This window comes from Methylobacterium sp. Gmos1 (assembly GCF_053764715.1).
Genome location: NZ_JBSNCC010000009.1, coordinates 189,839 through 208,991 on the forward strand (window position 1 = coordinate 189,839; position 19,153 = coordinate 208,991).

At 72.6% G+C, this 19,153-nt stretch carries 20 protein-coding genes; 11 read left to right on the plus strand and 9 right to left on the minus strand.

What is annotated here, in order from left to right; all coding sequences use genetic code 11:
- Nucleotides 1-5: 5 nt before the first annotated feature.
- Complete coding sequence (locus ACS5PV_RS18905; protein WP_455396881.1) at nucleotides 6-797, minus strand: glutathione S-transferase family protein; 792 nt, start codon at nucleotides 795-797, stop codon at nucleotides 6-8.
- Nucleotides 798-1,028: 231 nt separating this feature from the next.
- Between ACS5PV_RS18905 and modA the strand changes: the two genes are divergently transcribed.
- The gene (gene modA / locus ACS5PV_RS18910; RefSeq protein WP_455396882.1) at nucleotides 1,029-1,817 is read left to right on the plus strand and encodes a molybdate ABC transporter substrate-binding protein; all 789 of its coding nucleotides are present in this window, start codon (nucleotides 1,029-1,031) and stop codon (nucleotides 1,815-1,817) included.
- Between the two features lie 27 nt (nucleotides 1,818-1,844).
- On the opposite strand, the gene ACS5PV_RS18915 is transcribed toward modA, so the two are convergent.
- Entirely contained in the window at nucleotides 1,845-2,846 is a 1,002-nt protein-coding gene (locus ACS5PV_RS18915) for a 4-hydroxyproline epimerase (protein ID WP_455396883.1), read from the minus strand.
- 305 nt (nucleotides 2,847-3,151) lie between these two features.
- On the opposite strand from ACS5PV_RS18915, the gene ACS5PV_RS18920 reads away from it, so the two are divergent.
- Together ACS5PV_RS18920 and ACS5PV_RS18925 are read left to right on the plus strand one after the other, a co-directional pair.
- Nucleotides 3,152-3,862: a carbonic anhydrase gene (locus ACS5PV_RS18920; RefSeq protein WP_455396927.1), complete on the plus strand. Its 711-nt coding sequence runs from the start codon at nucleotides 3,152-3,154 to the stop codon at nucleotides 3,860-3,862.
- A gap of 120 nt (nucleotides 3,863-3,982) precedes the next feature.
- A complete protein-coding gene (locus tag ACS5PV_RS18925) occupies nucleotides 3,983-4,261 on the plus strand; it encodes a hypothetical protein (RefSeq protein ID WP_455396884.1) in 279 nt (92 codons plus the stop codon).
- 132 nt (nucleotides 4,262-4,393) lie between these two features.
- On the opposite strand, the gene ACS5PV_RS18930 is transcribed toward ACS5PV_RS18925, so the two are convergent.
- On the minus strand, nucleotides 4,394-5,629 hold the full coding sequence (locus ACS5PV_RS18930; RefSeq protein WP_455396885.1) for a diguanylate cyclase: 1,236 nt from the start codon (nucleotides 5,627-5,629) through the stop codon (nucleotides 4,394-4,396).
- Between the two features lie 249 nt (nucleotides 5,630-5,878).
- Between ACS5PV_RS18930 and ACS5PV_RS18935 the strand changes: the two genes are divergently transcribed.
- Nucleotides 5,879-7,150, plus strand: coding sequence for a multidrug effflux MFS transporter (locus ACS5PV_RS18935; RefSeq protein ID WP_455396886.1), 1,272 nt, complete (start codon nucleotides 5,879-5,881; stop codon nucleotides 7,148-7,150).
- A gap of 56 nt (nucleotides 7,151-7,206) precedes the next feature.
- Nucleotides 7,207-7,743 carry a DoxX family protein gene (locus ACS5PV_RS18940; RefSeq protein WP_455396887.1) on the plus strand — a complete coding sequence of 179 codons (537 nt, stop codon included), beginning with the start codon at nucleotides 7,207-7,209 and terminating at the stop codon, nucleotides 7,741-7,743.
- Between the two features lie 25 nt (nucleotides 7,744-7,768).
- Here the strand turns inward: ACS5PV_RS18940 and ACS5PV_RS18945 are convergent, their stop codons facing one another.
- A complete protein-coding gene (locus ACS5PV_RS18945; RefSeq protein WP_455396888.1) occupies nucleotides 7,769-8,941 on the minus strand; it encodes a PAS domain-containing protein in 1,173 nt (390 codons plus the stop codon).
- A gap of 374 nt (nucleotides 8,942-9,315) precedes the next feature.
- On the minus strand, nucleotides 9,316-10,029 hold the full coding sequence (locus ACS5PV_RS18950) for a response regulator (RefSeq protein ID WP_455396889.1): 714 nt from the start codon (nucleotides 10,027-10,029) through the stop codon (nucleotides 9,316-9,318).
- A 313-nt stretch (nucleotides 10,030-10,342) separates the two neighbouring features.
- Here ACS5PV_RS18950 and ACS5PV_RS18955 point away from each other — a divergent pair, with 313 nt between their 5' ends.
- From ACS5PV_RS18955 to ACS5PV_RS18970, 4 genes are all read left to right on the plus strand, one after another.
- The gene (locus ACS5PV_RS18955) at nucleotides 10,343-11,422 is read left to right on the plus strand and encodes an extracellular solute-binding protein (RefSeq protein WP_455396890.1); all 1,080 of its coding nucleotides are present in this window, start codon (nucleotides 10,343-10,345) and stop codon (nucleotides 11,420-11,422) included.
- Between the two features lie 109 nt (nucleotides 11,423-11,531).
- Nucleotides 11,532-12,440 carry an alginate O-acetyltransferase AlgX-related protein gene (locus ACS5PV_RS18960; RefSeq protein WP_455396891.1) on the plus strand — a complete coding sequence of 303 codons (909 nt, stop codon included), beginning with the start codon at nucleotides 11,532-11,534 and terminating at the stop codon, nucleotides 12,438-12,440.
- 313 nt (nucleotides 12,441-12,753) lie between these two features.
- A complete protein-coding gene (locus ACS5PV_RS18965) occupies nucleotides 12,754-14,139 on the plus strand; it encodes an MATE family efflux transporter (protein WP_455396892.1) in 1,386 nt (461 codons plus the stop codon).
- A 1-nt stretch (nucleotide 14,140) separates the two neighbouring features.
- Entirely contained in the window at nucleotides 14,141-14,596 is a 456-nt protein-coding gene (locus ACS5PV_RS18970) for a MaoC family dehydratase (RefSeq protein ID WP_455396893.1), read from the plus strand.
- 111 nt (nucleotides 14,597-14,707) lie between these two features.
- On the opposite strand, the gene ACS5PV_RS18975 is transcribed toward ACS5PV_RS18970, so the two are convergent.
- Nucleotides 14,708-15,262 carry a sugar O-acetyltransferase gene (locus ACS5PV_RS18975; RefSeq protein ID WP_455396928.1) on the minus strand — a complete coding sequence of 185 codons (555 nt, stop codon included), beginning with the start codon at nucleotides 15,260-15,262 and terminating at the stop codon, nucleotides 14,708-14,710.
- Between the two features lie 100 nt (nucleotides 15,263-15,362).
- Between ACS5PV_RS18975 and ACS5PV_RS18980 the strand changes: the two genes are divergently transcribed.
- Both ACS5PV_RS18980 and htpG read left to right on the plus strand, forming a co-directional pair.
- Entirely contained in the window at nucleotides 15,363-15,926 is a 564-nt protein-coding gene (locus ACS5PV_RS18980; RefSeq protein WP_455396894.1) for a TetR/AcrR family transcriptional regulator, read from the plus strand.
- Nucleotides 15,927-15,989: 63 nt separating this feature from the next.
- Nucleotides 15,990-17,831 carry a molecular chaperone HtpG gene (gene htpG / locus ACS5PV_RS18985; RefSeq protein WP_455396895.1) on the plus strand — a complete coding sequence of 614 codons (1,842 nt, stop codon included), beginning with the start codon at nucleotides 15,990-15,992 and terminating at the stop codon, nucleotides 17,829-17,831.
- A gap of 56 nt (nucleotides 17,832-17,887) precedes the next feature.
- Here htpG and ACS5PV_RS18990 read toward each other — a convergent pair whose 3' ends face one another.
- From ACS5PV_RS18990 to ACS5PV_RS19000, 3 genes are all read right to left on the minus strand, one after another.
- On the minus strand, nucleotides 17,888-18,205 hold the full coding sequence (locus ACS5PV_RS18990; RefSeq protein ID WP_455396896.1) for a cell wall-binding protein: 318 nt from the start codon (nucleotides 18,203-18,205) through the stop codon (nucleotides 17,888-17,890).
- Nucleotides 18,202-18,528, minus strand: a complete 327-nt coding sequence (locus ACS5PV_RS18995; protein ID WP_455396897.1) for a hypothetical protein — start codon at nucleotides 18,526-18,528, stop codon at nucleotides 18,202-18,204. Before ACS5PV_RS18995 ends, ACS5PV_RS18990 begins: the two co-directional genes overlap by 4 nt.
- 64 nt (nucleotides 18,529-18,592) lie before the next feature.
- Entirely contained in the window at nucleotides 18,593-19,135 is a 543-nt protein-coding gene (locus ACS5PV_RS19000; RefSeq protein ID WP_455396898.1) for a GNAT family N-acetyltransferase, read from the minus strand.
- Nucleotides 19,136-19,153 lie beyond the last annotated feature (18 nt).

The following is a 19,153-nucleotide window of genomic DNA, read 5'->3' on the forward strand; positions in this document are numbered from 1 at the left end:
CGGCGTCAGCGGGCCTCGCCGGCGGGCCAGGGGAAGCGGATGTTGCGGTCGCGCAGGCCCGCCAGCACCACCTCGACGCCGCCGGACTTCACCATCCATTCGAGGCGGTGGTCGCGGTATTCCCGCCGCCGTCCGCCGGTGGTGTAGAGGTCGGCGGCCTCCGCCATCCGGGCCGCGGCCGCGTCGAACTCGCGGAAGGTCTCGGCGACCGAGGGGCGCTCGCGGATCCGCGCGTGCCAGCGCGCGAGCGGGCTGCCCTCGGCGGGCCCGAGGCCGTAATGCACCGAGCGGTTGACCATCGGGGCCGCCGCCGCGTCGGCCCAGCCGAAGCGCTCCCCTCCGAACCAGTCGGCCCCGCCGAGACGGCCGGCGAGCCAGTCCTGGAGGATCTTGGTCTGCGCGGCGGCTTGCCCGCGCAGGTGGTCGGCGAGCGCCCCGGTGGCGCGGCGGAACCACAGGATCTCGCCAAAGCCCCAGTTCACCGCCTCGTACTGGGTGTCGCAGACCTCCTCGGTCATGCGGGCGACGGCGCGGGCGGCGGGGTCGCGCGGCAGCAGCGGCGGATCGGGCCAGCGTTCCTCGACATATTCGAGGATCACGGTCGATTCGAAGATGCCGACATCGCCGTCGACGAGCACCGGCACCTCGGCGCGGGGATTGGCCTGCGCGAACGGCCCGTCGGTCCGGCCGGTGCCGAAGGTCTCCGGCAGCTCGGCGGTGAAGGCCACCCCCTTCTCGCGCAGGGCGATCTTCACCTTCTGCGCGTAGGACGAGAGCGGGTGCTCGTAGAGCAGCATGGCGTCGGTTTCCCCCACGGAAGCGTCTAGTTTGCCGCATCCTCGCACGGCGCGGAGCGGAGCGGGAACCCGACGATCGTCGGTGGCCGTGGATCGGGGCGTCTCCTCCGGCGATCCCGACGCCGCCCGGGCGTTTCGACCGGACGCCGTCACGACCAATCGGCACTCGCCGACGTTGCGCTGGGCGGCATATAACCCGCACGACCATTACGAGCGAAAGGGTCCGCCATCATGCGCACGCGCCGCGCCCTCCGGGCCGCCTGCCTGCTTCTCGCCGCCGCGCTCGCCCACCCGGCGGCCGCGGCGGAGCCCGCGACGGTGTTCGCGGCGGCGAGCCTGAAGAACGCCCTCGACGAGGCCGGCAAGGCCTTCGCGGCCGAGAGCGGCATCCCGGTCCGGGCGAGCTACGCCGCCTCCTCGGCGCTCGCCCGCCAGATCGAGCAGGGGGCGCCCGCCGACCTGTTCGCCTCGGCCGACCTCGAATGGATGGACTACCTCGCCGCCCGCAAGCTGATCCGGCCCGAGACCCGGGTGAACCTGCTCGCCAACCGCCTGGTCGTGGTGGCCCCCAGGGACGCGAAGGTGTCCGAGGCGGCGTTCACGCCGGACTGGTTCACGCGAGCGCTCGGCCCCGACGGGCGGCTCGCCACCGGCGAGGTGAATTCGGTGCCGATCGGCAAGTACGCCAAGGCGGCGTTCGAGAAACTGGGCCTGTGGGCGCAGGTGCAGCCGCGGCTGGCGCAGGCCGACAACGTGCGGGCGGCGCTGGCGCTGGTCTCGCGCGGCGAGGCGCCGCTCGGGGTCGTCTACGAGAGCGACGCCAGGTCGGATCCGGGCGTGAAGGTGGTGGGGGTGTTTCCGGCGGACAGCCACCCGCCGGTCGTCTACCCCTTCGCGGTGACGGCCGAGGCGAAGGGCGAGGCCGGGGCGCGCTTCCTGACCTACCTGCGCGGCAAGGCCGCCCGGCGCTTCTTCGAGGCGCAAGGCTTCACGATAATCGGGGAGGGGGCGTCGCAGTAGGGCGCCCCTTCGGGCGCCCCGCCCGTCTCACGCCAGCTGGAAGCCGAAGGCGAGGGGGTCGCGCTCGTCGACCAGGATGGTGTTGTGCCCGATCACCCGGGCCCAGCCGCCGATGCTCGGGCGGATGGCGGCGCGCCCGCCCACCTCCGCGGCGCTCTCGACCCGGCCGTGGAACAGCGTGCCGATGATGCTCTCGTGCACGAAGTCGTCGCCGACGCCGAGCAGGCCCCGGGCGACGCGCTGCGCCATGCGGGCCGAGGTGCCGGTGCCGCAGGGCGAGCGGTCGATGCCCTTGTCGCCGTAGAACACGGCGTTGCGGGCATGCGCCTGCGGGTGCTTCGGACGGTCGGCCCACATCACGTGGCTCAAGCCCTGGATGCGCGGATCCTCCGGGTGGACCGGGGCGACCGCGCGCTGCACCGCCTCGCGCACCCGCGGGCTCCAGGTCAGGATGTCGGCCGAGCTCATGCCGTCGAGGCCGGACCAGCCGGGTTGCGGCTCGACGATGGCGTAGAAGTTTCCGCCGTAGGACACGTCGACGACGAGAGGGCCGAGGCCCGGCACCTCGACGGGAACGTCCGCCGCGTGCAGGTAGCTCGGGATGTTGTAGAGCCGGACCTCGTCGACGAAGCGGCCGTCGCGGCGGTACTCGACCTCGACCTTGCCGGCCGGGACCTCGAGAGACAGGCGCCCCTCGACGCGCGGCACCACGAAGCCCTGCTCCAGCGCCACCGTGACGGTGCCGATCGTGCCGTGGCCGCACATCGGCAGGCAGCCCGAGACCTCGATGAACAGGATGCCGAGCTCGCAATCCTCCCGCGACGGCGGGTAGAGGATCGAGCCCGACATCGCGTCGTGGCCGCGCGGCTCGAACATCAGGGCCCGGCGCACCCAGTCGTGCTCGGCGACGAAGATCTGCCGCTTCTCGCCCATCGGGACGTTGGGCAGGACCGGCCCGCCACCGGCGACCACCCGCACCGGGTTGCCGCAGGTATGGGCGTCGACGCAGAGGAAGGTGTGCGGGTGCATGGCGGGCCGTGTCTCCGGGAGGCTTTGGCGTGGACGGCCCTTCGTCGCAGAATTCGCCGCGTCGTCATAGCGCGCAGCCCCGCCCGCACGATTTCCCGCCCTTGGCGCGTTGGAGGGGGAAAGGCCGGTGCGCACCGGCCACGCACGAGGACCGATGTCTCATCCCGCCCCTCGCCGGGCCAGATGACGCACGGGCAGACGCGCGACCCAGGGCAACCCGCCGGCTCCTCGCAGCGTTCTCGGCATCATGGCGCGGCCCGAACGGGCCCGCGCGGTTGCGGCCGAGAGAGAGGAAGTTGCCGATGATGGACAACATCGTCCAGGGGTTCACCCAGTTCCGCGAGCAGGTGTTCCCGAGCCAGCGCTCGGTCTATCAGCGCCTCGTCCATGACGGCCAGAAGCCGAAGGCGCTGGTGATCTCCTGCGCCGATTCCCGCGTCGTGCCGGAGCTGATCACCCAGGCGGGACCGGGCGAGCTGTTCGTCACCCGCAACGTCGGCAACATCGTGCCGCCCTTCGCCACCATGTTGGGCGGCGTGACCGCGGCGGTCGAGTACGCCGTGCTGGCGCTCGGCGTGCGCGACATCGTGATCTGCGGCCACTCGGATTGCGGCGCCATGAAGGGCCTGCTGACCCCGGGGCTGGCCGAGAAGATGCCGAATGTCGGCGCCTGGCTGCGCCACGGCGAGGCCGCCCGCAAGATCGTCTGCGACGCCTACCCGGACGACATCGACGACAAGCGCCGCCTCCACGCCCTGGCGATGGAGAACGTGCTGGTGCAGCTCAACCACCTGCGCACCCACCCGGCGGTGGCGAGCGCGCTCGCCTCGGGCCAGCTCACCCTGCACGGCTGGCTGTTCGAGATCGAGACCGGGCACCTGCTGGTCTATGACGGCGAGGCCGGGCGCTTCGTGGTCCTGGCCGAGGAGGACGAGCTGCCGGTGGCCGAGGCCGCGCACGCGCCCCGGCTCGCCGCGGCGGGCGTCGGCACCCCCGAGGCCCGGGCGGCGGAGTAGCGCCGCAGCGCTCTCGAGTGGACACGCTCGGGAGCGCGAGGCCCAGATGCGTCGGCGCCCTGGTGCACGGCGGCAGATCGCGGATTGACAGGCGAGGAGCGGCAGGTGAGGACCCCCGGCATGGCCGAGACCCGACCCGACCGCTCCCGCGACGCCGCCTTCGCGTGGATCGCCGCCATCGCCACCCTGGCGACGATCCTCGTCGCCAATTTCGCGCCGGCCCGTGGGCCGGCCCCCCTGCCGGCGCCCCCGACCGCCGTCACGTCGCCGGCCGAGGATTCCGGCTGCCGCGAATGGACAGATTCCTGCCGCGTCTGCACCCGCGGCGCCGACGGGGTCCATTGCTCGACCCCGGGCATCGCCTGCCAGCGCGAGGCCCTGCGCTGCACCGCCCGCTAGAGCATTGTCCCCCGACGTGGATGCCGGTTCGTCGAAGAAACTGCGGAAAAACAAAGACTTGGAGAGCTTCGCGATTGCCTCGCGATCGTGACGTGCTCTAGCGCGGACGCGACGAGCAAGGATGGGACACGCTCACGCCACCACCGCCGCCGCGACGTCACCCGCCAGGGCGTACCGGTTCCGGCCCCGGCGCTTGGCCTGGTAGAGCGCCTGGTCGGCCTCGGCGAACAAGTCCTCGCGGGAGCGGGCCCGGCCCGCAGGCTTCAACGCGACGCCGACGCTGATCGTCACAGTGCCGCTGCCGTCGCACCGGCCCGGATGGGCGATGCCGATCCCCTCGACGGCGCGCACCAGGCCGGCGGCGAACCGCGCCGCCTCGAACGCGCCGGCGTCGCGCAGGAGGAAGGTGAATTCCTCGCCGCCGAAGCGCGCCGCCAGGATGTCGGGACCGCGCACGAAGGTCGCGAACAGGTCCGCCACGCGGCGCAGGCAGGCATCGCCCTCCGGATGGCCCAGCGTGTCGTTGAACAGCTTGAAGTGGTCGATGTCGACCATCATCACGGCGGCGGCGCGCTCGCCGGAGAACCAGGCCTCGGCGGTCTCGTCGAGGGAGCGGCGGTTCGGCAGTCCGGTAAGGGCGTCGGTGTGCGACAGGCCCTGGTAGCGCCGGCGCGCCGCGGCTTCCGCCTCCGAGGCGAGCCGCGCCGAGAGGGTCCGCAGGTACTCGCGGCAGCGCTGGGCCTCCATCCGGTAGTTGGCGTAGAGGCTGAACGCGCAGCCGGTGGCGAATTGCAGCGGCAACGCGACGCGCAGGGCCGGATCGAGGCCGGCCTTGGTGGCGGCTGCGAGCGTCGCGAGGGCGCAGGCATACGCCGTGAAGGCGAGGGCGTCGCGGAAGCGCAGCGCGAGCAGCATGTTGCCATAGATCACGACCAGGATCACCTCGCCGAAGGTGTAGGTGCCGAACATCGCCTCGGTCAGCCAGAACAGCAGGAGCGGGACCGAGAGCGCCCCGATCATGCCGTGGAGGACGAGGCGCTCGCGGAGTGCCGGCGAGACGCGGGTGGCCAGCCAGGCCAGACCCAGCGAGACCGGGGTCACCACGCACAGGCGGGCGACGAAGCTGAACTCGAGGATGTCCGGCATCAGCGTGATGCTGGTGAAGTTGTACATGTTGTAGAAGATGAGCCCGACCAGGATGACGTGGCGCAGCCCCGCGGCGCGCTCGGGCCCGTGCTCGGCCTCGTAGCGCGCATCGACGGCCGGTTCGAAGCGCAGCAGCCAGTCCAGGCGGCCGGAGGCCCCCGGCACGATGCCCGACGGATCGGATCGCATCGCGGCGGAGGCGGCAGGATCGCCGACAGTCAAGCATGTCCTCCTGTCGTCGTGCTGCACCGGGAGACCACTCCGTCCTAGGAAATATTCCCTTACGTCAAAAATGCTACTTCCGGCTTAAGCCCGCGCTGCGACGTGGCCCGCATCTGGACTATGCCGCGCCTCGGACGGCCTCGCATCGCTGCCATGCCCTCGCGCGCCTTGCGGGCGGGGTCGGCGTCCGGCACTGCTCGGGCCCGAGCCGGCCCTCCTCTTCCCGTGCGCCGGCCTTTCAGGATGACCATGGCGAGCAGCGCGAGCGGCAGGGCCTCTCCCGCCGAGACCAGCCGGGCCGATGCGGGCTGGGCCGGGCCCGGCTTCGTCGAGTTCGTGGCCCTGATGGCGCTGATGATGGGCCTGACCGCGGTCACCATCGACAGCTTCCTGCCGGCCTTCCCGGCGATCCAGCGCGACTTCGCGGTCCAGGACCCCAACCGGCTGCAATTGCTGGTCTACGTCTACATGCTGGGCTTCGGCACCGCCCAGCTCCTCTACGGCCCGGTCTCGGACGGGACCGGGCGGCGCCCGGCCCTGATCGTCGGCATCGGCATCTACCTCGCCGGCAGCGTGCTGGCGATGCTGGCGCCGAGCTTCGAGGTGCTGCTGCTCGCCCGCGCGATCCAGGGCGTCGGGGGGGCGGGGGGCCGAGTGCTCGCGGTGGCGATCGTGCGCGACCGCTACGAGGGCCGCGACATGGCCCGGGTGATGTCGTTCTGCATGATGGTCTTCCTCATCGTGCCGATCCTCGCCCCCTCGCTGGGCGGTGCCGTCCTCGTCGTCGGCCATTGGCGCCTGATCTTCGGGCTGATGCTGGCGCTCGCCCTCGTCACCCTGGGGTGGTTCGGCACCCGCCTGCCCGAGACCCTGCACCCGGCCTTCCGCCGTCCGGTCTCGGCCCGGGCGATCGGGTCGGGCATCGCCGTCACGGTGCGCAACCGCGCCTCCCTCGGCTACGCCACGGCGCTCGGCCTCACCACCGGCTGCATCATGGGCTATGTCGGCTCGGCGCAGGCGGTGTTCGACACCGGCCTCTACCATCTCGGGCCGCTGTTCCCGGTCGCCTTCGCGCTGATCGCCGGCGCGATGGGCGTGGCGACGCTGATCAACGCGCGCCTCGTGCGCCGGCTCGGCATGCGGCGGCTGGCGCATGCGGGCACCCTCGGGCTGTTCCTCGCCGCTGGCCTCCAGCTCGCGCTGGTCCTGGCCTTCGCGGGCACGCCGCCGCTGTGGCTCCTGATCGTGACCCTGGCCGCGTGCCAGTTCCTGATGAGCTTCGCGATGCCGAACTACAACGCCCTGGCGATGGAGCCGCTGGCGGCGATCGCCGGGACCGCCTCGTCGTTCATCGGCTTCTACACCACGCTGCTCGCGGCCTTCTGCGGCCTCCTCGTCGGCCAGTCCTTCGACGGCACCGTCACCCCGCTCGCCATCGGCTACTGCGTGCTGAGCAGCCTCGCCCTCGCCATGGTGCTGTGGACCGAGCGCGGCCGGCTGTTCGGGAGCGGGGCCCGGTAGAACCGCCTTAACCGGTCCCGCGCCACCGTCCTGACATCGAAACGAGGTGTCCCGGGATGGCTGCGCGCAACGACGGAATCCTGCTCGCCGGGCGGCTGCTCCTGGCCACGTCCCTGCTGCCGGCGGCGATCGGGCGGGGGCTCAACCCGTCGGGCTTCGCGCTGACGCTGGCCGGCACCGGCATGCCCTACCCGAACGCGGTCGCCACCGCCTCGGTGGTGATCGGCCTGTTCGGGCCGCTGCTCCTCGCGCTCGGCCTGGTGCCGCGCCTCGTCGGCCTCGGCCTTGCCCTCCACGCGGTGGCGGCGGGGCTGCTGCTGCACCGGTTCTGGGAGTTCTCCGGCGCCGTCGCCCGGGTCGAGCAGGAGCTGTTCCTGGCCCAGCTCGGCCTTGCCGCCGGCTTCGTGCTCTACGCCGTCACCGGACCGGGCCGGTGGAGCTGGCAGGGCTGGTGGCACGGTACGGAGCGCGGTGCGGCACCGGCCGCCAGGGTCGCAAGCGTGAAGGACTCCGCCAAGGATCCTGCGGCAAAGCCTCCCCGCAAGCGCGCCGCGGCACCCCGCGGACCCCGCCCGGCCAAGGCCGCGGCCTGAAACCGGGAGCGGCGGGCGGCCCGCGTCAGGCCGACAACCGCTGCTCGCCGGGGAGGCGCGGATTGATGTAGCGGGTGGAGATGTCGCAGGCGACGCCGATCAGCCGGGCGCGGCCGTCGGGCGCCGTGACCAGGCTGCCGCGGGCGGAGATCCAGCGCACGTGGCCATCGTGGTCGACGATGCGGTACTGCGCGTCGTAGGCCCCCTCGCCGCGCAGGGCCGGCTCGAGGCTGGTGAGGACGGCCGGGAGATCCTCCGGCAGGACCATCGACAGGAACTCGTCGAGCGGTCCGCTGGTCAGGCCCATCAGGCTCTCGCCGAATTCCGAGCAGGTGACCACCCGGGTCGACGGATCGACGTCCCAGGTCATCATCTCGGCCGCCGCGACGGCGAGGCGCAGGCGTTCCTCGCTGGTGCGCAGGGCCTCGGCGGCGCGGACCTGCTCGTCGATGTCGGCCATGGTGCCGACCCACTCGCGGATCGCCCCCTCGGCATTCTCCAGCGGCACGGCGCGGGCGAGCATCCAGCGGTACTGGCCGTTGCGGTGGCGCACCCGGTAGGTCGCGTCGAGCGGCGTCCCGCTCTGGCAGCAGGCCCGCCACAGGTCCTCGACGCCGGCCCGGTCGGCCGGATGCAGGGTGGTGAGCCAGCCGAAGCCATGCAGATCGGCGTCGCACAGGCCGGTCCGGGCGCTGAGGCCGAAGGTCTGGAGCAGCTGGCCGTCGGGGCTCGAGCGCCACTCCACCGCCGCACTCGCCTCCACCAGGGCGCGGTAGCGCTGCTCGCTCTCGTGCACGCCTCCCGCCTCGGCGGCCGGCGCCGGCGGGTCGGAGGGCGCGGGCCCTCCCGCCGCCGGCACGATCTGCCGGAAGCTCGGCTCGTAGCGGCCCAGCGGCAGGTCGATGCGGACCTCGAGCGGGCAGGCGGGGTCGGCGTAGATCTGCTGCAGCACCTGCCGCAGGCGCCGGGCCTCGACCCGCACGATGGCGTCGGTCGCCGGATCGAAGCTGGTCGAGCGGCCGAGGGCGTCGGTCGCGATGGTGTAGGATTTCAGCAGGCTGCCCCGCCCGGCCAGGCTCTCGCGCACCACGTAGGCGAGAAAGGCCGAGAGCTGCGGAGATTTCTTGAGCGGCGGCAGGTTCAGCAGGGCGTCCAGGGCAGCGTGGATGTTCTCGGTCCCGATTTCTTCCCGATCCATCGCCTGTTACCCGCCGTGCCCCGTCCCGGCGGCAGATCGGGATTGTCCTGCAGCGCGCCCGCGCTCCATGATGCCACGATTGAAGGTTCAATCGATGATGCGAGCGCGTCTCGCCAGCCGATCCGCCATACCGTAAGGTGATAAACCAGCCACACTCAGTGTCAAGACACGAACGGTTCCAGGGTAGTGACCTTGGGTCAGAATCGATGACTTAATTCATCGCCAGCGGCTCGGTGACGACAGGCGACAATGTCGAATTTGCCCGCCCCGGCCCGACGGAAATAGGAAAATAAGGGTCTCGACGCAGCAGAGGTATTGCACCTCGACTGCCATGGACGTTCCGCCCGGGTCACTGCGCGACGGGGGCGGGCTCCTCAATCGGCGAGCAGCCGCGCCCCGACCACCGCCGCCGCGGCCCGGTTCTGCACCCCGAGGCTGCGCAGGAGGGCCGCCATGTGGACCTTGACGGTGCCCTCGCCGAGCTGGAGCCGCCGGGCGATCTCCTTGTTCGAGCGGCCCTCGACGAGGAGCGCCAGCACGTCGCGCTGGCGCGGGGTCAGGTCGGGGATGCGCGGCTGGCGCCCGTCCTGGCGGCTCTCGGGACGCCAGTCCGGCCGGCCGTCGAAGGCGGCGCCGCGCACCTCGGGCGCCGGGCGCGGGCCGGCGCCGTCGAGGACCGCGAGCGACGCCGGCACGAAGATCTGGCCGTCGAGGATCATGCCCACCGCCCGGGTCAGCTCGGCCGAGCCGATGCCCTTGGGCACGTAGCCGTGCACGCCGACCTCGAGCGCGGTGAGGATCTTGTTGCGCTCGGTCGAGGCCGAGACCACCGCCACCTTCACCGCCGGGAAGCACTCGCGCACCGCGCTCAGGCTGCCGGGGCCCTCCATCCCGGGCATCGCGAGGTCGAACAGCGCCAGGGTCACGGCACCCCGGCGGGTCGAGAGCTGGTCGAGGGCGGCGTCGAGGGACCCGGTCTCGACGACCTCGGCGAAGCCGAAGCTGCGGGTGAGGATCGCCACCACGGCGAGGCGGAAGAAGTCGTCGTCATCCGCGATCAAGGCGACTGGCGGAGTCGGTTGGGTCATACCGTGGCGTCTCTGGGAACGGTCCGTGCGACCATCATCCTAGAGCAAGTCGGGGGCGCGTGGGTACCCTCCCGACATGGAACGACTGGCAATGTCAACGACCTATCGCATGGTTCGCCGCCGCGAGAGTTGCCGCAGGACCATGCCGGGTTCCTGTGTCGAGTACTCGACACGGGCGGGGCGGTCCTTCATCCGCGAGCCGGGTTCGCGCCACGGGCTGCGGCGCGTCACCGCATCGTCGCGCGAAGATTCTACCCCGAGGGATACGCGCTTGGAGACAGGATCGGGGCCGGGCCACGAGCGGGGGAGAGCGATGCGCAAGCTGGCATCGTCGGGCGGCGGACGGGCGAGCGGGACGGCGCGAGGCCTCGCGGCGGTCCGACGCCTCGTCGCCGGGCTCGCCCTTGCCGGCATCCTCGCCGGCCCGGCGCCCGCCGCGGAGCGCACCCGGCTCGTCGCCTACACCGCCCTCGAGCCCGAGCAGCTCGACCCGATCCGCCGGGCGATCGAGGCGGCGGTGCCGGAGGTCGAGATCGCCTGGCAGCGGGACTCGACCGGCGTCATCACCGACCGGGTGCTCGCCGAGCGCGCCTCGCCGCAGGCCGACCTCTTCCTCGGCCTCGCGGCCACCAGCCTGCTGCAATTCGAGGCCGCCAACCTCCTCGATCCCTACCGGCCCGCGGGCGTCGAGGCGCTGCGGCCGTTCTTCCGCGACCCGAGCCCGCCCTACAGCTGGACCGGCATGGACGCTTATCTCGGGGTCGTCTGCTTCAACACCGAGGTGGCGCGCCGGGACCGGATCACGCGCCCGAGCTTCTGGCGCGACCTCCTCGCGCCCGCGCTCAAGGGGCGGATCGTGATGCCGGACCCCGCGGCCTCCGGCACCGGCTACCTCCTCGTCGCCGGCTGGCTCCAGACCCTCGGGGAGGAGGCGGGCTGGGCCTACATGGACGCGCTCGACGGGAACGTCGCGGCCTACCTGCCGAGCGGCTCCGCCCCGTGCCAGGAGGCCGCCGCGGGCCGCGCCGCCGCCGGCCTCTCCCTCGACATGCGGGCCGCCGCCCTGAAGGCGGCGGGCGCCCCCATCGACATCGTGGTGCCGGTCGACGGCACCGGCTGGGAGGCGGAGGGCTTCGCGGTCGCGGCCGGCCGGCCGCACCTGGCGCTCGCCCGGCGGGTGGCGGACTGGGCGGCGAGCCGCGAGGCCAATGCGCTCTACGCCCGCAGCTTCGCCATCGTGGCCTATCCGGGCGTCTCGAGCCCGGGACCGTTCTACCCGCCCCACGCCGAGGCGCGGATGATCCGCAACGACCTCGACTGGATGGCCCGCAACCGGCCCCGCATCCTGGCCGAGTGGCGCCGCCGCTACGGCGCCAAGGTCCGGCAGCACTGAGCCCGCGAGGGCCGATCCAGCGCCCGCTCACCTTTATTTTTCCATTCCGCCGTAGCAGACGACTTTCGGTGGCGGCTTTCCCCTCGCGGGGCCGCGGGCAGGGAAGCGGATGTATCACGCGGGCAAGGACGGCTGGCTCTTCCTCACCGGGGGCACCAACGAGGTCGCCGACCAGTACCGGCGGATCCGCCCGATGGACCGGATGCTGCGCCTGTGGCGCCGGCAGATCCTGCGGCGCATCCGCCGCGCCCGCGGCCTCGGCAGCCGCTACCTGCACCTCGTCGTGCCCGAGAAGCTCAGCGTCTACGAGGACCGCTTCGACGGCCTCGCCCTCGATCCGCGCCTCGGGCCGGCCCGCCGCCTCGGCGACCTGATGCGTTGGTCGTGGCCGGGGCGCCGGGCCTGGATCGACCTCCTCGGGCCGATGCGGGCGCGGCGGGACGAGGACCTGCACTACCGGACCGACACGCACTGGAACATCCACGGCTGCCTGCTCGCCTACCGGCTGGTCTGCCGGGCCTGCGGCGCGACCCCGCGCACCGACTTCCTGGAGCGGCCGTTCCACGAGTTCGACGCGGTGCTCGACATCGGCAACAAGCTCGACGCGCCGCCGCTCGAGCGGGTGCGCAACTACCAGCTCTTCCGCGACGCCGAGCGGGTCGGCGGCGGCCGCCTGATCGACGCCTACGCCGCCGCCGGCCGCCTCGGCGAGCTGCACACCGGCGCCCACGCGGTCTACCGCAACCGCTCGCCCGAGGCCGATCCCCGGACCCTGGTGCTGTTCGGCGATTCCTGCGCCAACTTCTCCCCCAACGGCCTGACCGCGATGCTGGCGGAGACCTTCCGCGAGGTCCACTTCATCTGGTCGTCGAACCTCGACTGGGGCTACGTCGAGCGGATCCTGCCGGACCTCGTGCTCTGCGAGCAGGTCGAGCGCTTCCTGCCGCGGGTTCCGGAGGACGACTTCGACCTCGCGGCCGCCGAGGCGGAGCGGATGGCGGCGCTGGGGGTGGCGTAGGAGCGTAAAAATTCGCGTCGATCCGCCGGTCCGCGTCTGTACGCTGGAGCGGCACGGTACCAAGGTGACTCGACCGATCGACCGGCGATCGGTCTCCCCGCGCCACCGGCCATCGCGATCGTTCATGCAGCCCCTCGAAAGGGGCGTACAAGGGGCGATGGATCAGCCGGGTACGCGTACAGGCCACCGTCCCGCGTCGTGCCGGGATGAAAGCAGCCCGCCACCTCCAGGCTTGACGAAAAACTTGCACATGCCACTAATTGCGCGGCGCCGGAGCCACCGGCCGCACTGACCCGACGAGGAGGGCAGCCCGATGGACGCGCGCACCCACCGCCTGCTCCACGCCCCGATCGGGCCGACGCTCCTGCGTCTCGCCGCGCCCAACGTCGTCGTGATGCTGGTCCAGGCCCTGGTCGGGCTGATCGAGACCGCCTTCGTCGCCGGGCTCGGCACCGACGCGCTCGCCGGCATGGCGCTGGTCTTCCCCGTCCTGATGCTGGTGCAGATGATCTCCGCCGGCGCCATGGGCGGCGGCATCCTGTCGGCGGTGGCCCGCAGCCTCGGGGCCGGGCGGCGGGCGCAGGCCGACGAGATGCCGTGGTACGCCGCCGCCATCGCCCTCGTCCTCGGCCTCCTCACCACGGCGCTCGACCTCGCCTTCGGGCCGATGCTCTACCGGGCGATGGGGGGCGAGGGCGCCTCGCTGCAAGCGGCCACCACCTATGGCGGCGTGGTGTTCTGCGGCGCGGTGCTGGTCTGGCTGTTCAACGCGCTCGCGGCGGTGATCCGCGGCACCGGCAACATGGCGCTGCCAGCGATCGTCATCAGCGTCGGCGCCGCCGTGCTGGTGCCGCTCTCGCCGGCGCTCATCTACGGGCTCGGCCCGATCCCCGGCCTCGGCATCGTCGGCGGCGGCGTCGCGGTGCTGGCCTACTACGCCGCCGGCAGCCTCGTCTTCGCCCACCATCTCTGGGCCGGGCGCGGCCTGCTGCGGCCCGCCCCCCGCCCGCCGCGCCTCGCCTGGGCGCCCTTGCGCGACATCCTGCGGATCGGCGCGGTCTCGTCGATCGTCAGCGCCACCACCAACGTCACGATCGCCGCCGCCACCGCCTTCGCGGGCGCCGCCGGGCCGGCGGCGGTGGCGGGCTACGGCACCGGGGCGCGGCTCGAATACCTCCTGGTGCCGCTGGTCTTCGGCCTCGGCGCGCCGATCGGCGCGATGGTCGGCACCTGCATCGGTGCCGGCGACCGGGCCCGGGCCCTCAAGGTGGCCTGGACCGGGGCGGCGATCGCCGGGGCGCTGACGGAAACGATCGGCCTTGCCGCCGCCCTGTGGCCGCTGCCGTTCCTGACCCTGTTCGGCCACGATCCGCAGATGCTCGCGGTCGGGGCCCGCTACCTCCACCTCGTCGGGCCGTTCTACGGCTTTTCCGGAATCGGGCTCGCGCTCTACTTCGCCTCGCAGGGCGCCGGCCGGGTCGGGTGGCCGCTGGTGGCGGGGCTCGCCCGCATGGCGGTGTCGATCGGCGGCGGCGTCCTGGCGCTGCGCCTCGGCCTCGGGCTCGACGGGGTCTTTCTGGCGCTCGGCCTCGGGCTCGCCGCGCTCGGGCTCATCAATGCCGGCGCGGTCGCCGCCGGGGCGTGGTTTCGCGGGGAGCGGGCGGCGGCGCCCGCCCTCGTCGTGGCGGGAGGGGAATAGGATGACGCGGGAACTGTACCTCGACGACCTGGCGCCGGGCCAGACCTACGGCTCGGGCGAGACCACCGTCACCGAGGCCGACATCGTCCGCTTCGCTAGGGACTTCGACCCGCAGCCCTTCCACCTCGACGCCGAGGCCGCCAAGACGACCTTCTTCGGGGGTCTCGCGGCGAGCGGCTGGCACACCGCCGCGCTCACCATGCGGCTCCTCGTCGACAGCGAGATGCGGCTTGCCGGCGGCATCGTCGGCGCCGGCATGGACGAGCTGCGCTGGCCCAAGCCCCTGCGCCCCGGCGACACGATCCGGCTCGAGAGCGAGGTGATCGAGGTGCGGCCCTCCCGCTCGCGGCCGAGCCAGGGCCTCGCCAAGGTGCGCACCACGACGCTCAACCAGCACGGCGAGGCGGTGCAGGTGCTGGTCGCCAACCTCCTGGTGGTCCGCCGGCCGGAGGGGTGATACGAATTCCGGACGATCAGTTCGGAATTCGTATCACGAGCCCGCGCGGCGCGTGAGCGAGACCGATTTCCGCATCGCGAAGCGATCAATCGGAAATCGTATGAGGCCGGGCTACCCCGCCGCCCGCACCCGCGCCGGGTTGCCGACCGCGACGCCCCCCGCCGGCACGTCGCGGGTGACCACGCTGCCCGCCCCGATGATCGCGTCGTCGCCGATCGTCACGCCGGGCAGGATCATCGCCCCGCCGCCGATCCAGACATTCGCCCCGATCGCGACCGGCCGGCCGAATTCGAGCATCTGCCTGCGCTGGGCCGGATCGCGCGGGTGGTCGGCGGTGAGGATCTGCACGCCCGGGCCGATCTGCGTCATGTCGCCGATCGTCACCTGCACCACGTCGAGGATGCAGCAGTTGAAGTTGAGGAACACGCCGCGGCCGAGGCTGATGTTGTAGCCGTAGTCGCAGTAGAAGGGCGGGCGGATGTTGCAGCCCTCGCCGACCCGCGCGAAGGCCTCCGCCATCAGCGCCTGCCGCTCCGGCTGGCTCAAGGTACTGCCGGCGTTGTAGCGGTCCATCCACGCCGAGATGCGCCGGTTGTCGGCGACGAGCTCCGGATCGTCGGCGACGTAGAGCTCGCCGGCGAGCATCTTCCGCTTCTGGCCCGTCATGGTCATCGCTCCCGGTCCTCCGCTAGGCTCGGCCCATCGACTGAGCCGATGCGTACATATGTACGCATCGACACCGAATGCCAACCGATCCGAGACCCGCTTGCCTCCCGTCACCCGCCGCTACGATCCCGACCGGCGCGCCCGCATCCTGCGGGCGGCCCTCGACACGATCGCCGAGCACGGCGTCGCCGGCGCGACGCACCGGCGGATCGCCGCGGCGGCGGACGTGCCGCTCGGCTCGATGACCTACCATTTCGCCGGCCTCGACGACCTCCTGACCGAGGCGTTCACGCTGCTCGCCGACACGGTCTCGGCCCGGTTCACCGAGCGGCTGGCGCTCGCCCGGACCGGCGCGGAGGCCTGCGAGGCGGTGGTCGACCTCGTCGTCGACGAGAGCTGGGCGACGCCCCGCAACCTGCTCCTGAGCTACGAGCTCTACGCCTACGCCGCCCGGGTGCCGGCGCTGCGGAGCGTGATGCAGGGCTGGATGGGCAAGAGCCGCGCCGCCCTGGAGCAGCACTTCCCGCCCGCGACGGCACGCGCCCTCGACGCGATGATCGAGGGCCTGTCGATCCACCGCTCGGTCGACCTCGCGCCGGCCGGCCGCGACGAGGTTCGGGCGATCGTCGCCCGCCTGGTGGGGGTGGCGGTTCCGCTTCCTTGAAAAGCCGGTCGGCGCCCCGCATATCCGCCCGCGACGATTTGTTCCCAACCGGAGAACCACCCCGTGAGCGAGACTGTGGAGCGGCATTCGTTCGGCGCCGAGGTCGGGCGCCTCCTGGACCTCGTGGTCCACGCCCTCTACTCCGAGCGCGAGATCTTCCTGCGCGAGCTCGTCGCCAACGCCGCCGACGCGGTCGACCGGCGCCGGTTCGGGGCGCTGACCGATTCCGCCCTGGCGCTGCCGGCGGACGCCAAGGTGCGGATCAATCCCGACAAGGCGGCCCGGACCCTGACCCTCTCCGATCCCGGCATCGGCATGGGCAAGGACGAGCTGGCGCAGAACCTCGGCACCATCGCGCGCTCCGGCACCCGGGCCTTCAGCCAGTCCCTCGCCGACGCCAAGCCCGAGGAGCGCCCGAGCCTGATCGGCCAGTTCGGCGTCGGCTTCTACTCCGCCTTCATGGTCGCCGACCGGGTCGAGGTCACCTCGCGCAAGGCCGGCTCGGACGAGGCCTGGACCTGGGCCTCGGAGGGGCAGGGCGAGTACACGCTGGCGCCCGCCACGCGGCCTGAGCCCGGCACCGACATCGTCCTGCACATGAAGGCCGATGCCGAGGAATACCTCGAGCCGATCCGCCTCGAGACCATCGTGCGCAAGTGGGCCGACCACATCACCGTTCCGGTGACGATCGTGCGCGACGGCGAGGAGGTGCCCTCGACCAAGGGCACGGCGCTCTGGCGAAAAGCCAAGTCCGAGGTCGGCGAGGACGAGTACACCGAGTTCTACCGCCAGGTCGCGCACGCCTTCGACAAGCCGTGGGCGACCCTGCACTGGCGGGCGGAAGGCCAGCTCGAATTCACCGCGCTCCTGTTCGTGCCCGGCATGAAGCCCTTCATGGCGGTCGAGGAGGAGCGCGAGAGCAAGGTGCGCCTGCACGTGCGCCGGATGTTCATCACCGACGAGGCCGGGCTGCTGCCGTCCTGGCTGCGCTTCGTCCGGGGCGTGGTCGACACCGAGGACCTGCCGCTCAACGTCTCGCGCGAGATGCTCCAGGCGACCCCGGTGCTGGCCCGCATCCGCCGCGCGGTGACGGCCAAGGTGATCTCCGAGCTCAAGAGCCGGGCGAAGGACGCGGAATCCTACGCCACCTTCTGGCAGGCCTTCGGGCCGGTGCTGAAGGAGGGCTTGTGGGAGGATGCCGAGCACCGCCCGGACATCGCCGGCCTCCTGCGCTTCCGCTCGTCCACGGTCGAAGGCTGGACCTCGCTCGCCGACTACGTCGCCAGGATGAAGCCGAACCAGGAGGCGATCTACATCCTCGTCGGCGACGACACCGAGGCGCTGAAGCGCTCGGCGCAGATCGAGGGCTTCTCCGCCCGCGGCCTCGAGGTGCTGCTGCTCTCCGACCACGTCGACGCGTTCTGGCCCGAGAGGATGGACACGTTCGAGGGCAAGCCGATCCGCAGCATCACGCAAGGGGGCGACGACCTCTCGGCCTTCGAGCCCGAGGTCTCGGAGGGCGACGCGCCGGCCGACCTCGCCGACCTGCTGCCGAAGCTCAAGGAGGCGCTCAAGGACGACGTCTCCGACGTCAAGGCGAGCCAGCGCCTCGTCGACAGCGCGGTCCTGCTCTCGGCCCCGGCCTTCGGGCCCGATCTGCAGATGCAGCGCCTCCTGCGCCGGGCCGGGCGCGGCGCCGGCGGCGGCATGGGCGGCCAGCCGGTGCTGGAGCTGAACCCGCGCCACCCGCTGATCCGCCGCATCGCCGAGCGGGCGGCGGCGGGCGAGGATGTCGGCGAGGCGGCCCAGACGCTGGTCGACCTCGCCCACGTCCAGGGCGGCGACCCGCCGCGCGATCCCGTCGCCTTCGCCCGCCGCGTGGCGACGGCCCTGGCGCAGGGCTGAGGGCCGGGAGATCGGAAAGAAGCGGGAGAGGGGGCGGCGCCCCCTTTCCCGGAGCCTCACCCGTCCTCCGGCGTGAGGCCGACGGGGGGCCCCGGGCGGGTGGCGCCGGCGATGATCGCCTCCCAGCTCTTGCCCTGCGCCCGCAGGAACTCGATCGAGGGCCCCTGCGGGTCGCCGTAGACCCGGAGCGTCCGCGCGGCGATGCGGCTGCGGTAGGGCTCGGGCGTCAGGCCCTTGTAGTGGATCGCGAGGCGGCGGCGCTCGGCGTGGACCTCGCGGGCGATGGCCTCGGGCGGCAGGCCGGCGCGGCGCAGGGCGGCGACCCGGTCGGCCAGGCCGCGCACCGCGGCCTCGTAGCGGTCGCGCAGGGTCATCGGCCGGCGTCTGGGGGCGCCTCGCAGGCCCGCGCCGCAGCCCAGGCGATCGCGAAGCCCGGATGGACGACGAAGGCGGTCCCCTCCCGCCGGTACCAGCCGTTCACCGCCGGCACGTGGCCGCGCCCGTGGATCGCCGTGGTGACGAGGCCGAGGATCGCCGCGACGGCGTCGGCCGTGCCGTGCTCGCGCAAGGCCGCCGGATCCATCGTGCCGTGCGCGGCGAAGGCGTCGACCAGCGCCAGCGAGCGTTCCTCCGAAACGATCCGCCCGCGGGCCGCGAAGAGCCGGCGCGCCCGGTAGGCCGCCGCTGCCCAGTCCATCGCCGCCTCCGCTCAGATCCCCGGCGAGGATCGGCGGGCCGGCGGCGATGTCAAGCGTCCGTCCTCACCCGGCGGTGACGGGGGCGCCTTCGGCCTGGGGCACCGGCACGCCCGGCGGGTACCACGCCATCTCGTAGAGCGGCGGCCGGACCGCCATGACGCGGAAGCCCAGGCGCTCGTAGAGCGGCCGGGCGTCGGTGCCGGCCATCGGGGTCGAGAGGGTGATCGGCAGGCGCTGCTGCCCGGCCGCCGCCTGGAGGCTGCGCACGAGGTCGCTGCCGATGCCCTTGCCGCGGGCCGCCGCGACGATCGCGAGCTCCGTGATGCGCCAGTCGGCGTAGCCGAGGTCGACGACGAGGCGCCCGACCGCCTGGCCCGTCCGCTCGACGACGAAGTCGAGGTGCTCGGGATAGCGCCCCCCGAGGCCGGCCCGCAGCGCCTGGTACTGCTGCTCGTAGAGCACTTGCAGGAAGTCGCGGTCGCGGTCGGCCCAGGAGAGCCAGGGCCGCGACTCGACGAAGAGCTGGAGCAGGAAGGTCTGGTCCGTCGGGCGGGCGGGGCGTAGGCCCAGGCCTCCCATCAGCGGGATCGAACCGGCATGGCCCATGGGGCGGGTCTCCTGTCG